Source organism: Alginatibacterium sediminis (assembly GCF_003610775.1).
Classification (GTDB): domain Bacteria; phylum Pseudomonadota; class Gammaproteobacteria; order Enterobacterales; family Celerinatantimonadaceae; genus Alginatibacterium; species Alginatibacterium sediminis.
Window position 1 is genome coordinate 64,081 of record NZ_RAQO01000004.1, and the last position, 14,104, is coordinate 78,184.

General features: G+C 43.5%; 12 protein-coding genes. 7 read left to right on the forward strand and 5 right to left on the reverse strand.

Annotated features, from left to right (window positions below; translation table 11 throughout):
- Window positions 1-7: 7 nt before the first annotated feature.
- The 5 genes from DBZ36_RS03380 (at window position 8) to sucD (ending at window position 7,068) form a co-directional block, all read left to right on the forward strand.
- Entirely contained in the window at window positions 8-721 is a 714-nt protein-coding gene (locus DBZ36_RS03380) for a succinate dehydrogenase iron-sulfur subunit (RefSeq protein ID WP_120353527.1), read from the forward strand.
- Window positions 722-901: 180 nt separating this feature from the next.
- Window positions 902-3,706, forward strand: a complete 2,805-nt coding sequence (sucA, locus tag DBZ36_RS03385) for a 2-oxoglutarate dehydrogenase E1 component (RefSeq protein WP_120353528.1) — start codon at window positions 902-904, stop codon at window positions 3,704-3,706.
- A gap of 24 nt (window positions 3,707-3,730) precedes the next feature.
- A complete protein-coding gene (odhB, locus tag DBZ36_RS03390) occupies window positions 3,731-4,939 on the forward strand; it encodes a 2-oxoglutarate dehydrogenase complex dihydrolipoyllysine-residue succinyltransferase (RefSeq protein ID WP_120353529.1) in 1,209 nt (402 codons plus the stop codon).
- Between the two features lie 87 nt (window positions 4,940-5,026).
- Complete coding sequence (gene sucC / locus DBZ36_RS03395; RefSeq protein ID WP_120353530.1) at window positions 5,027-6,193, forward strand: ADP-forming succinate--CoA ligase subunit beta; 1,167 nt, start codon at window positions 5,027-5,029, stop codon at window positions 6,191-6,193.
- Window positions 6,194-6,195: 2 nt separating this feature from the next.
- The gene (sucD, locus tag DBZ36_RS03400; RefSeq protein WP_120353531.1) at window positions 6,196-7,068 is read left to right on the forward strand and encodes a succinate--CoA ligase subunit alpha; all 873 of its coding nucleotides are present in this window, start codon (window positions 6,196-6,198) and stop codon (window positions 7,066-7,068) included.
- 116 nt (window positions 7,069-7,184) lie between these two features.
- On the opposite strand, the gene DBZ36_RS20500 is transcribed toward sucD, so the two are convergent.
- The gene (locus DBZ36_RS20500) at window positions 7,185-7,331 is read right to left on the reverse strand and encodes a hypothetical protein (protein WP_158589019.1); all 147 of its coding nucleotides are present in this window, start codon (window positions 7,329-7,331) and stop codon (window positions 7,185-7,187) included.
- A gap of 357 nt (window positions 7,332-7,688) precedes the next feature.
- Here DBZ36_RS20500 and pfkA point away from each other — a divergent pair, with 357 nt between their 5' ends.
- Window positions 7,689-8,651, forward strand: a complete 963-nt coding sequence (gene pfkA / locus DBZ36_RS03405) for a 6-phosphofructokinase (protein WP_120353532.1) — start codon at window positions 7,689-7,691, stop codon at window positions 8,649-8,651.
- Window positions 8,652-9,160: 509 nt separating this feature from the next.
- Window positions 9,161-11,461 (forward strand): bacteriohemerythrin, encoded by a 2,301-nt coding sequence (locus DBZ36_RS03410; RefSeq protein ID WP_158589020.1) that lies wholly within the window; start codon window positions 9,161-9,163, stop codon window positions 11,459-11,461.
- 255 nt (window positions 11,462-11,716) lie between these two features.
- Here DBZ36_RS03410 and DBZ36_RS03415 read toward each other — a convergent pair whose 3' ends face one another.
- The 4 genes from DBZ36_RS03415 to DBZ36_RS03430 form a co-directional block, all read right to left on the reverse strand.
- On the reverse strand, window positions 11,717-12,151 hold the full coding sequence (locus DBZ36_RS03415; RefSeq protein WP_120353534.1) for an SRPBCC family protein: 435 nt from the start codon (window positions 12,149-12,151) through the stop codon (window positions 11,717-11,719).
- Window positions 12,152-12,230: 79 nt separating this feature from the next.
- Complete coding sequence (locus DBZ36_RS03420; RefSeq protein ID WP_120353535.1) at window positions 12,231-12,692, reverse strand: SRPBCC family protein; 462 nt, start codon at window positions 12,690-12,692, stop codon at window positions 12,231-12,233.
- Entirely contained in the window at window positions 12,689-13,021 is a 333-nt protein-coding gene (locus DBZ36_RS03425) for an ArsR/SmtB family transcription factor (protein WP_120353536.1), read from the reverse strand. Before DBZ36_RS03425 ends, DBZ36_RS03420 begins: the two co-directional genes overlap by 4 nt.
- Window positions 13,022-13,246: 225 nt before the next feature.
- Window positions 13,247-13,816, reverse strand: a complete 570-nt coding sequence (locus tag DBZ36_RS03430; RefSeq protein WP_120354451.1) for a DedA family protein — start codon at window positions 13,814-13,816, stop codon at window positions 13,247-13,249.
- Window positions 13,817-14,104 lie beyond the last annotated feature (288 nt).

Sequence of the window (14,104 nt, forward strand, 5' to 3'; positions counted from 1 at the left end):
GGCGGCCATGAACGTAGAATTTTCGGTATACCGCTATAACCCTTCAGTGGACGCAAAGCCCTACATGAAAGTGTATCAGCTAGATGTTCCAGAAGGTTCTGACATGATGGTTTTGGACGCTTTGACTTTGCTTAAAGAGCAAGATTCTGGATTAGCGTTTCGCCGTTCATGTCGCGAGGGTGTTTGTGGCTCTGATGGCATTAACATGAATGGTAAGAACGGCTTGGCGTGTATTACACCTTTGTCGGATTTATTAAGCGCAGGAAAAATAGTGATTCGTCCGCTACCAGGTTTGCCAGTGGTGCGAGACTTGGTTGTCGACATGAGCCAGTTTTACGATAACTATGCTCGGATTAAACCGTTCTTGATTAGTGACGGCGAACTACCGCCAGCACGCGAGCACCTGCAAAGCCCTGAGGAACGCGAGAAAATTGACGGCATGTACGAGTGTATCTTGTGCGCGTGTTGTTCAACATCTTGCCCATCGTTTTGGTGGAACCCAGAGAAGTTTGTGGGTCCTGCAGGACTGCTAGCAGCATATCGTTGGTTAGCGGACAGTCGTGATACTGCAACTGATGAGCGATTGTCAGAATTGGACGACGCATTTAGCGTTTTTCGTTGCCACGGTATTATGAATTGTGTCAGTGTGTGTCCTAAGGGCTTAAACCCAACCAAAGCGATTGGACATATTAAGTCCATGCTCGTGAAACGGGCTGTTTAGCACTGCAAGCAATTTTTGCTTTCGATGTGGTACTAAATAGCCATTCTTTCTGAAGAAGAATGGCTATTTTTTTGTCTCGAAAATGGTTTCGAGAATTGGAATAGCGCTTTGGGCGCTGTGTCTAGCACTTAAGACAAAGTTGCTAGAAATTAGGTCTGTAAGAAAAAGGGACAATTTTTAATGCAAAATGGCGTGATGCAGTCCTGGTTGGATTCCTCTCATTTAGCAGGCGGTAATTCAACCTATGTTGAAGAACTATACGAGGCCTATCTTGAGGATCCCAACTCGGTTTCAGAACAGTGGCAAGAAGTATTTGCCAAACTCCCTGCGGTGGAGAACTCATCGCAAGAAATAGCCCACACCCCAATCCGTGATTACTTTCGACGTCTGGCTAAAGATAACAGTAGCTATAGCTCGCCTGCTGAAGATCCAACGCACGCGGCTAAACAAGTCAAAGTACTACAGTTGATTAATGCCTATCGATTTCGTGGGCATCAACATGCAGAATTGGACCCGCTAGGTTTGTGGAAACAAGAACGCGTTGAAGAACTGTCGCCCGCTTATCATGGCTTAGATGATGCCGATATGCAGCAATCGTTCAACGTAGGTTCCTATGCGATTGGTAAAGACACCATGGCCTTGGACGATTTATATCGTTCCTTATTAAAAACCTATGGTGGTTCAATTGGTGCAGAATACATGCACATTACCAATACTGACGAAAAACGTTGGATCCAAAGCCGTTTGGAATCAGTCGAGGCCACTGGAAGTTTTGACAGCGATGATCGAACTCGCTTTCTAAAAAGCTTAACTGCCGCTGAAGGCTTAGAAAAATACCTGGGTGCTAAGTTCCCAGGCGCAAAACGGTTTTCGCTTGAGGGCGGTGATAGTCTGATTGTGATGCTAAAAGAGTTAATCCGCCAAGGCGGCATCAGTGGCACTAAAGAAGTTGTCATTGGTATGGCTCACCGCGGACGTCTAAATGTTTTAGTTAATGTTCTTGGTAAAAACCCTTCAGAGTTATTCGACGAGTTTGCCGGTAAACATAGCGATGATAAATGGGGTACTGGGGATGTAAAATATCACCAAGGCTTCAGCTCCGACTTTGAAACGCCTGGTGGCAACGTTCACCTTTCATTGGCGTTTAACCCATCGCACTTAGAAATTGTAAACCCGGTGGTTATTGGCTCGGTTCGTGCTCGTCAAGATCGCCGCGGCGGAGCTAATTGCCTGCCTATCACTATTCATGGTGATTCTGCGATTGCTGGTCAAGGTGTCGTTCAAGAAACCTTTAATATGTCGCAAGCTCGAGGCTTTAAAGTTGGCGGTACGGTTCGCATCGTAGTGAATAACCAAGTAGGTTTTACAACCTCTGACCCACGTGACACTCGTTCGACTCAATATTGTACCGATATCGCTAAAATGGTTCAGGCTCCGATTTTCCACGTTAATGGCGACGATCCAGAAGCGGTTGCCTTTGTTAGTCAACTGGCCATGGAATACCGCGATGAATTTGAACGCGATGTGGTCATTGACCTGGTTTGTTATCGTCGTCATGGACATAACGAAGCTGATGAGCCCAATGCAACCCAGCCATTGATGTACCAGCAAATCAAAAAGCAACCAACGCCGCGTAAAGTTTATGCAGACGATTTGGTTAAGCGAAATCTTTTGGAAAACTCGCAAGCTACAGAGTTGGTTAACGAATACCGTGACTTACTCGACCAAGGTTTGCGCGTTGTCGACGAGTGGCGTCCAATGACGCAGCATTCAGTCGATTGGACTCCATTCCTAGGTCATAATTGGGATATCTACTACAACAGTGCTTTGCCTATTGAACAGTTGAAAGATTTGGGAGAGCGCGTCGTAAGCTACCCAGAGTCGCATAAACTGCATCCTCGGGTTGCTAAAATCTATGCTGACCGTATGGAAATGGCGCTTGGTAATAAACCTCTAGATTGGGGGTTTGCTGAAAACTTAGCTTATGCAAGTTTGCTAGATGATGGTAAGAACATTCGTATCACAGGCCAAGATTCTGGCCGCGGTACTTTCTTCCATCGCCACGCGGTTTTGCATGGTCAAGAAGATGCTTCGACTTATATTCCTTTGAAAAATCTAAGTGAGAATCAAGGTCGTTTAGCCTTGTTCGATTCGGTTCTATCCGAAGCCGCAGTGTTAGCGTTTGAATATGGTTATTCAACAGCCGAACCAAGTACTTTGGTGATTTGGGAAGCGCAGTTTGGCGATTTCGCTAACGGCGCACAAGTTGTTATTGACCAGTTCATGTCAAGTGGCGAGCAAAAATGGGGCCGTATGTGCGGTCTGGTTATGTTGCTTCCGCATGGATATGAAGGCCAAGGTCCTGAGCACTCATCAGCTCGACTAGAGCGTTACTTACAGTTATGTGCTGAGCAAAATATGCAAGTTTGTGTGCCTTCAACACCAGCTCAGGTTTATCACATGTTACGCCGTCAAGTGATTCGTCCTATGCGTCGACCACTGGTTGTAATGTCGCCTAAGTCCTTATTACGCCATCCATTAGCAACGTCGAGCTTGGAAGAGCTTGCCGAAGGTACATTCCAAAATGTTATTGGAGAAATGGATGATCTAGCCGCTGATAAAGTTGAGCAAATTGTTCTTTGTTCCGGCAAAGTTTATTACGACTTACTCGAAGAGCGTCGTAAGAAAGAGATAAGCAACATTGCCTTGGTACGTATTGAGCAATTATATCCGTTCCCAGAGCAAGACCTTAAGCAATTGCTAGAAACTTATCCCCAAGTTCGCAATTTTGTTTGGTGTCAAGAAGAGCCGCAAAACCAGGGAGCTTGGTACTCTAGCCAGCATCATTTTAGAAGTGCTATTCCTGATGACGCTCGTTTACGTTACGCAGGTCGAGAAGCATCCGCTTCACCGGCAGTGGGTTATATGTCACTGCATTTAAAACAACAGCGCGCGCTCGTCAGCGACGCTTTGACTGTCAAATAAGCCGTATTTACAAGGAATGAATGAATGAGCATTGAAATTTTGGTCCCTGACCTTCCCGAATCTGTCGCTGACGCAACTGTAGCTACATGGCATAAACGCCCAGGTGATTCGGTAGAACGCGACGAGATCATCGTTGATATTGAAACCGATAAAGTCGTTTTGGAAGTACCAGCTGTAGAAGCTGGTGTAATTGAATCTATTGCTGAAGACGACGGAGCTACCGTGTTGTCAAAGCAACTCATTGGTATTTTGAAGCCAGGCGCAGTTGCCGGTGAAGAAACCAAAGCTGCGGAGCCGACAAAAGCTGTAGCCGCTAGTAATGAAGAACAAGACCTCAGTGAACTAAGCCCAGCAGTTCGTCGTTTGGTTGCCGAAAAAGGTATTGATGTATCTTCGCTCAAAGGAACCGGTCCAAATGGCCGAGTAACTAAAGAAGATGTAGAAGCAGCTGCAGCCGCACCTGCGCCAGCCTCAGCACCTAAGGCTGCTCCAGCAGCAGTTGCTCCAGCGGCACCAGCCGCGCCGCTGGCATCACGCAGCGAAAAACGTGTCCCTATGACGCGACTACGTAAGCGAGTTGCCGAGCGTTTGTTGGAAGCGAAGAACACGACTGCAATGTTGACGACCTTTAACGAAGTTAACATGAAACCGATCATGAGCTTACGTAAGCAATATCAAGAAGTATTTGAGAAGCGACATGACGTACGTTTAGGCTTTATGTCCTTCTACATCAAGGCTGTTGTCGAGGCATTAAAACGTTACCCAGAAGTGAACGCGTCGATTGATGGTACTGATATCGTTTATCACAACTACTTTGACGTCAGCATTGCTGTTTCAACGCCACGTGGCTTGGTCACTCCAGTGTTACGCGATTGCGACAAGCTTAGTGTTGCTGATATTGAAAAACGTATTAAAGAACTTGCGATAAAAGGTCGTGATGGCAAGTTAACCGTAGACGAGCTCATCGGTGGTAATTTCACGGTTACTAATGGCGGCGTGTTTGGCTCATTGATGTCAACGCCAATTATTAATCCACCACAAAGTGCGATTTTGGGTATGCATAAAATCCAAGACCGACCAATGGCTGTTAACGGCGAAGTAGTTATCTTACCGATGATGTACTTGGCCTTGTCTTATGACCATCGATTAGTTGATGGTAAAGAGTCAGTTGGTTTCTTGGTTACGATTAAAGAATTGCTAGAAGATCCAGCTCGTTTGTTGTTGGATGTTTAACAAATTATAAGAATTGGGCCAAATGATTGGCCCATTAAACTGAGATTCATTCTCAGCATGTCCCCTTAAAAATAATGGATAGAACAGATGAATTTGCATGAGTACCAAGCAAAACAGCTTTTCGCTGATTATGGCTTACCCGTACCGCAAGGGTTTGCGTGTGATACCCCTCAAGAAGCTGCTGAATCAGCATCCAAGATCGCTGGCGATCGTTGGGTTGTTAAGTGTCAGGTACATGCCGGTGGGCGTGGTAAAGCTGGCGGTGTAAAACTAGCATCTAGCAAAGAAGAAATCCGCGAGTTTGCCCAAAGTTGGCTAGGTAAGAACCTTGTAACTTACCAAACTGACGCAAATGGTCAGCCGGTTACTCGCATTTTGGTTGAAGAAGCCTCTGATATCGCCAACGAGCTTTATTTAGGTGCCGTTGTTGACCGCGCGACTCGTCGTGTTGTGTTCATGGCTTCAACTGAAGGCGGAATGGAAATTGAAAAAGTTGCTGAAGAAACGCCAGAACTAATTCATAAAGTTGCCGTTGATCCATTGGTTGGCGCTCAAGCTTATCAAGGTCGTGAACTTGCATTTAAGCTTGGTTTAAGTGGCGTTCAAATTCGCCAATTTACTCAGATATTCCTAGGTCTTGGCAAAATGTTCCAAGAGCATGACTTTGCGTTACTAGAAATCAATCCGTTGGTTATTACCGGTAAAGGCGATTTAGTTTGCCTAGATGGTAAAATCAATATCGATTCAAACGCAATGTATCGTCAACCTAAACTGCGTGAAATGCACGATCCTTCACAAGAAGACGAGCGCGAAGCACATGCAGCGCAATGGGAGCTAAACTATGTTGCTCTTGATGGCAACATTGGTTGTATGGTTAACGGCGCAGGCTTGGCTATGGGAACTATGGACATTGTGCAATTGCATGGCGGTTCACCGGCTAACTTCCTAGATGTAGGGGGCGGCGCTACTAAAGAGCGTGTTACAGAAGCATTCAAAATCATTTTGTCTGACGAAAACGTAAAAGCAGTTTTGGTTAATATCTTTGGCGGGATCGTACGCTGTGACCTTATTGCAGATGGTGTTATTGGCGCAGTTGAAGAGGTAGGTGTGAGCGTACCTGTTGTTGTGCGTCTTGAAGGTAACAATGCAGAACTTGGCCGCGAACGCTTGGCTGAGTCTGGACTAAATATTATTGCAGCAACCAGCCTCACCGATGCTGCGCAGCAAGTAGTTAAAGCGGCTGGAGGTCAATAACAATGAGCGTATTAATCAATAAAGAAACCAAAGTCATTTGTCAGGGTTTCACTGGTGGTCAAGGTACTTTCCACTCTGAACAAGCTATCGAATATGGTACGCAAATGGTCGGTGGTGTATCGCCGGGTAAAGGTGGTCAAACACATCTAGGATTACCAGTATTTAATACTGTCCGCGACGCCGTCGAAGCAACTGGCGCTGAAGCTAGTGTTATCTATGTACCAGCACCGTTTTGTAAAGACGCTATCTTGGAAGCGATTGATGCTGGCATCAAATTAATCGTTACCATTACTGAAGGTATACCTACCTTAGATTTGCTTGACGTTAAAGTTCGTCTTGATGAGTCTGGCGTGCGTATGATAGGTCCAAACTGCCCGGGTGTTATCACTCCCGGTGAGTCTAAAATTGGTATCATGCCTGGTCACATTCACAAGCCAGGTAAAGTTGGTATTGTTTCGCGCTCAGGTACCTTGACCTACGAAGCGGTTAAACAAACGACCGACGAAGGTTTTGGTCAGTCTACTTGTGTTGGTATCGGTGGCGACCCTATCCCAGGTTCAAACTTCATTGATATTTTGAAGTTATTCCAAGACGATCCTCAAACTGAAGCGATTGTGATGATTGGTGAAATTGGGGGTAGTGCTGAAGAAGAAGCAGCGGCGTTTATTAAAGCCAACGTCACTAAGCCTGTGGTTTCTTATATTGCTGGTGTTACTGCTCCTGCAGGTAAGCGTATGGGCCATGCCGGCGCAATTATCGCTGGTGGTAAGGGTACCGCTGCTGAAAAGTTCGCTGCGCTTGAAGATGCTGGTGTTAAAACGGTTCGCAGTTTAGCTGATATCGGCAAAGCACTTCGCGAAGTGACTGGCTGGTAGACGACAACTTAAGCTTGGCAGTGGGCGTAAGCAAACTGCCCAGTGAGTTGCTTAAACTATAGATACAAAAAAGGTGCTCAATGAGCACCTTTTTTTTGCCTGTAACTGCGCCGAATTTAGCAGTTGCGATCAAATTGAAGATTTACAGGCAAGCGGTCTTTGGCTTTTTGCTTTTCTAGTAATTGCGTATAATTATAAGTCGCGCGACGATTTGTTAACACATTACGCTCTAATGTGAGTTGCAGTGCTGCTTTAGTAACCATGATTATCCTTTGATGACCCAGCATGATAAGAAAGTCTAAATACTGTCGAGACAAGCTCGGCATTGATTTTGATTTACTGGGTTATTATTCGCGATGAATGTTACATTATCGTGAAAATATTGTAAAGTGATAAAAATATTGATAACAGGCATGGCTAGCTTTCAACCAAAGTTGCTGATTGACTGATTTTAGTCATATTTTCCAGTTAAGATGTGTGTCAGCCTTAGCCATAGTATCGGCACGGTGTGGGCACTTATACGAAGAACCATAATCGAAGAACTATAATAATAAGTGCGAAAGAACTTAAAGTGTCGGATAATTACAAAAGTTTAATTCAATAGAGTTTTGAGGAAAGCAATGATCAAAAAAATTGGAGTGCTGACAAGTGGCGGTGATGCGCCTGGCATGAATGCAGCCGTGCGTGCTGTTGTTCGTACAGCCTTGTCTAATGGCATTGAACCTTACGGGATCTATGACGGTTATTTAGGTCTGCATAACAACAACATCAAGAAGCTTGAGCGCTATAGCGTGTCTGACGTGATTAATCGCGGTGGTACATTCTTAGGTTCTGCTCGATTCCCTGAGTTCAAGGAATTGTCAGTACGTGAAGAAGCTGTAAAAAACCTGCGCGATCATGGCATAGAAGCTTTGGTTGTTATTGGCGGCGATGGCTCTTACATGGGCGCGAAAAAGCTAACTGAAATGGGATTCCCATGTATTGGTCTGCCAGGCACTATCGATAACGATATTGCAGGAACAGATTACACGATTGGTTATGATACAGCGCTCAATGTAGTGGTAGATGCCATCGATAGAATTCGTGACACTTCTTCGTCGCATAACCGAATTTCTCTTATCGAAATCATGGGTCGTTATTGTGGTGATTTAGCAATGCACGCCAGTATTGCGGGTGGAGCAGAGTATTTGATTATTCCAGAAGTTGGATTTGATCACGATGCTTTGCTGAAAAACCTACAAGACGGCGAAGACAAAGGTAAGAAACACGCGATTATTGCAATCACCGAGCATATTGCTGATGTGAATAAACTCGCTAAAGAAATTGAAGCCGTGACTGACCGTGAAACACGAGCAACTATCTTAGGGCACATCCAACGTGGTGGCGTTCCTACTGCTCGTGACCGTGTTCTTGCTAGCCGCATGGGAGCATACGCTGTAACCATGTTAATGGAAGGCCTTGGTGGACGTTGTGTTGGTCTACAAGGCAATGACATGGTTCACCATGACATTATCGATTGCATTGAAAACATGCGTCGTCCTTTCAATAAAGAACTCTATGATATCTCTCAGTCGTTGTTCTAAAAACGATTGTTCGATTAAAAATCAACGCAGCCATAGGCTGCGTTTTTTGTATCTGGCAATCTTGTAAATCGATAGCAACCACTAAGCTGCTTATCGACTTACGCTTTCTTGACACTATTGTTATACCTATCCCACTAATTATTTAATCAGCCTAGTCAACTATAATCACTTATATCAGCGTCAAAAATGGTGTCATTAGGTCAACTAGTAACTGCGCTTTTTTCCTTGACCTAAGCAATTCTATATACAACTTATGACGACCAACTAATGAGTAGGATTGGTATTAGCACCAAATTAACTTCCTCTTAATGGAATCTTTCGACACATCATGGACGCAATCCATCGTGCCATTCTATAAACGTCGTTTAATTACCGTGCATAAGCGAAATACCAACCTAAGCTGACAAAAAATATGAATAACTTTTAGTCATATTTGCAGGGGGGGATCGGTTCTTTGATAAAGAAACTTCAGTTAGACTAAATATTCGCAGCTTTAATTGGTGGTCAAATTGGTTGAGAAGCAAATCGACATATTCCCTTGGAGCGAAAGCTTTAACTTAGGCGTTCCTTTGCTTGATGAGCAACATCGAAAACTTGTGGACTTACTAAATGAAGTCGCCAGAACTATGACCTCGCAAAAGAGTGTCGATGGTTTAGACGTTTTGATCAATAAAATGGTCGACTATGCAGAGTTCCACTTCGACGCAGAGGAAGAGTTCTGGAAACAAAAACTACCTGAAAGCAGGCAGATTACCGATCACCAGAATAACCATATGGCTTTTATACAAAAGGCCAATTACCTATTGGAAAAAATGGAAGCTCAGGACACAGATCAGGATTGGTGGATTGAGGAATTATTGTCTTTTTTGGTGAATTGGTTAATCACTCATATTCTTGAGAGTGACAAGCATATGGTGTTGTTGGTTAAGGCACTAGAAGACGGTAAAACACTCGATGAGGCCCAGTTATGGGCTCAGAGCAATGTGTATAGAGGCTCAAAGGACACCATTAAAGTTATCTTGAATTCTTGTAAAACTTTAACTAGAAACACTATTCAGTTGATGCGTGAAATAAGGATTAGAACAGAAACCGCTGACAAATTATTTGAATCTGAAACGCTGTTACAGCAAGCCATGGATTACGCCAAAATTGGCCGCTGGTCTCTCCCGTATAAAAGTGAAGAAGCCCAATGGTCTGCTCAAATGTATAAGATTTTTGGGATTTCAAAAGACAAAATACCAAGTCCCGAAACGCTGTGTGGCATTATGCAAGATGGTTTTCAAAACACGTTTATTGACTCAATAACCAATACCTTTGCAACGGGGCAAGAGCATCGAGTTGAATATCAAATTGTTAGGCCAATCGATGGCTTGTCGCGATGGATAGAGTGTCGCGGCAAGCTGATATCAAATGATGATGGAACGCCAAACAAAATATCTGGATTCATACAAGATATTACAGAACGGAAAAATAGTGAGTCAAAAGTCATTCAGTTGGCCTATTTTGATGCACTAACTGGCCTGCCAAACCGACGACTACTTCTTGATAGGTTGGAACAAATAGTGGTCATGAGCGAACGAGAAGACAGTTATGCAGCTTTGGTTTTTATTGATCTGGACGATTTTAAAGACGTGAATGATAGTCATGGTCATGAGTATGGGGATGCATTATTACAACAAGCGGCTAAGCGTGTCCAAGAGCTGATTAGAAAGGGAGATACATTAGCCCGAATTGGCGGCGACGAATTCCTTTTGGTTTTGACTAAACTCGATAAAGATAAATACACCGCAACAAATGCAACTAAAAATATTATCAATAAGGTTCTTAATGTATTGTCGAGTCCATTTCGAATCAACAGCGTCGATTTTAACAGTAGCGCTAGCATTGGGGTCAGGTTATTTAACGACAACTCGGAAAGCGTATCGGAGTTGATGGGCCAAGCTGATATTGCTATGTATAGTGCTAAACATTCGGGAAAAAACTCAGCTAGCTTTTACTCGCCCGACATGCAAAGTGAAATTACTCAGCGCGTAGAGCTAGAGCGTGACCTGCGCGCGGCAGTAGAGTTCAACGAATTTGAACTGTACTACCAACCTCAGGTTAATCATCAGAATAAAGTTACAGGTCTCGAAGCTTTAATACGGTGGCATCATCCAATTAAAGGGCTTGTACCTCCAAACGACTTTATTCATTCAGCAGAGAACAACGGGTTAATCATCCCTATCGGTGACTGGGTGCTTAGAAAGGCATGTGAACAGCTATCTGTTTGGGCTAATAATCAATCTACTGAGACCCTGACGATATCTGTTAACGTGAGCTACCGACAATTTAGGCAGCCAGGATTTATCTTCTCTGTTAGTTCTATAATTGAGCGTTACTCGTTTAATCCCGCACGACTAAAAATTGAATTGACCGAGACGATGCTGGTTGACGACATGGAAAGAACTGTAGCTTGCATGAATAAGCTTAAACAATACGGAGTTCAGCTTTCTCTAGATGATTTCGGAACCGGTTATTCATCGCTTCAATACCTAAAGCTACTACCGCTAAATCAGCTTAAAATTGACCGTTCCTTTGTTAGCGAACTAGAAACTGAGGTAAATGACCGTTCTATTGTCAAAACGATTATTTTAATGTCGCGCACCTTGGGTATAGAGGTCATTGCTGAAGGGGTAGAAACTGAGCACCAACGCAGTTATCTGATTAAGCATGGTTGTAGTCTTTTTCAAGGTTTTCATTTTGGGAAACCGATGCCATTAAGTGAGCTAAGCGCTTGGTTAGAGAACTACAGCAATGAGCACAACAAGTAATATGTATTCTAGCTTCATACATGCTTATGACGGTGTGCAATCTAAATCTCTACTTATTAAGGTGATGCGATGTCATCACTGAGCTGGTAGCTTAGCAACGGGCTGCGGAAGTCACAATGGGTGAAAGAAATTAACTCAATTCTAAGCAGACAAGACCTATTCAAATAGCTAACGGTCAGAACAGATTTGAGTTACGTATAAGTGACATACTAAGCAACCCGAGAGCGAAACTTACGCAATGGTCTTTAAGAAAAGCTATATATTGGGGTCATTGGGGTGAGCTTGTCCGGCTCCCTTTTCGAGTAAGTTTTTTAAGCTTACGGTTAGGAAGAACCCCCATTTTGAATTGCAATGCATGAAAAACTCATCAGTTTCAGCCCAACCTAGGTTGCTAAATTCAAGCGCCGCACCTCGCTCGTGTGCTTGAATATTAAACTGGAATGCATCTGTGCCAACCCATGGACCATCTATGCATTTCCAACAGACGCGTTCATTAGGGACTAGGTCTGTTATTTTCATTTCAACTTTGTGTTCTGAGTTTGCACCAAAATAGAATCTTGCAACTGTACCTACTTTGTTTTCTGTTTCAGCCTTAGTCCACCATGCGCTTAACAGTTCTTGCTGTGTTAACGCAGCATAAACTTTTTCTGGTGATGTCTCGATAACAATCCGGTGTAAAATGTCAGTCATATTATTTTCCTTTTTGTTTCATAAACTACACCAAAAGGTGTACTAATTGGGTGATAAATTAAGTAAACAGTACATGTTGTTATTGTAAAAAATGGGTCAAAGAATCTAAGGAACTAGACCAACCAAATTTGTGGCCATCTAAGGACTCTTTGCTTGGAAGTTGCTCATGGGTAAGCGTTAGTTCAGTGGTTTGCTTAATAGGTTTAAACCCGATGCTAACGACAGTTTGAGCAACTAAACCTTCGCTACCTTTACATGATTGATCAACAAGCATCCAGGTAAATGCCAACTTATGCGGTTTGGATATTTCAAGGTAATTCCCAAAGTGCCGTATATGAATACCGTCAGGTGAGCAAATCTCAATCTCATAGCTGCCACCGACATACAACTGTAGCTCTGAGCGTTTTACAGTAAAACCTTGAGGGCCGAACCAATTAGCGAGGACCTCAGGTTTTGTCCAGGCATCGAATACTCTCTCAACAGGCGCATTAAAAACGCGTTTAAGCACCAGTTTATCTCTAAGACCTTCTGTGTTGGTCATTTAACGTCCTCAGCTAAATAAGCATCGAGAGCATCAAGTTTGTTATTCCAAAATCGCTCATAAAATAACACCCACTCTGATAGTACAGATAAGGGTTGTGGCTCTAGACGGCAACGATGAACGCGGCCTTCAATAGATCGGCTTAACAAGCCAGATTTCTCTAATACTTTTAAGTGCTTTGTAATCGCAGATTTGCTGATATTAAAGGGTTTGGACAGATCAGCCACAGACATGCTTTCATCGCTAAGACGCATTAGCATTGCTCTTCTGGTTGGGTCCGAAAGCGCAGAAAAAATCTGACTTAGTTGTTGTTCATTATAGTTCACCATAAGGTGTACTATAGGTATCGAGCTTTTAACTGTCAAATAATTGCTTGAATGTTTGAGAGCTAATAATCATGGTTTCAACAAAAGCTTAGGCCGGGGGTTAGTGCACTTTAACCTTTTGAGTCGGGAATTTAGCGCGCATATCTCGCGAATTTTGCTCTATCAATCTCCTAAGTCTGGCAACATTGCATGGAGATAACAGGTGTTATAAAAGCATTGTGCCTGCTTTTAGACATGCGAGGCGACTCGAGCACTTTTGAGCAGCGAAAACAGGCCAATTAAGAATACGCAAAGTAGCATCACGCTTAGTGCGGTTAAGTTGGCAATTCCAAAACTATTCACCTGCTCACCGAAAAAGTAGCCACCGCCAACTAAAATACTGACCCACAAGGCTGCTGAGCTCATATTCATTAAGGTAAACTTTTTCCAGCCAATATCAGTTAGTCCTAAGGGGAGTGCTCCAATAGTGCGCAGCCCTTTGGGATAGCGGTAGATAAATATGTAGGCGTTTGCGTATTGTTGGGATAAGTTACGGGCTGTTTCAAATAAGCCTTTCAATCGTGGTGAGCGTTCCACCCATGTTGTGCCATAAGCTTTTGCCAAGGCAAAGCGGAGTTCATCACCAAGGTAAGCTCCTAAAAATACGGATAGCGCAACATACTGCAGGTCAAGTACACCTGTATAAGCAGCGTATCCTGCAAATAACGGTAACCAGCCACTTTTTAACGCGCAATAAGCAAATAGGATGAAGTAGACCAGCAAACCATATTGGACTAATAAATCGTTTAAGCTTTGCATTTGTATCCCCATTACTAGAAGCCATTTTCGTCAGTGTTTTTCAAACTATACTTAGCACTTACGTAACTTTGGGGTGAATAGTTCATTGTCGAATGCAGCCTACGCTTTAGATCGAACAGCTTGTTGTTCGATAAAAAATAGCTAGTGCGGACTTGTTAATAGCTGATTTATATTGAGCTGAAAGGGGAGGGAGCTCAGTATGGATATCGTTAAGCAACTGCATTCAAGCCTTTAACTACGGGTATAACCGTTAAATAGTTTAAACGGTTAGCGAAACTTTTCGCTTTG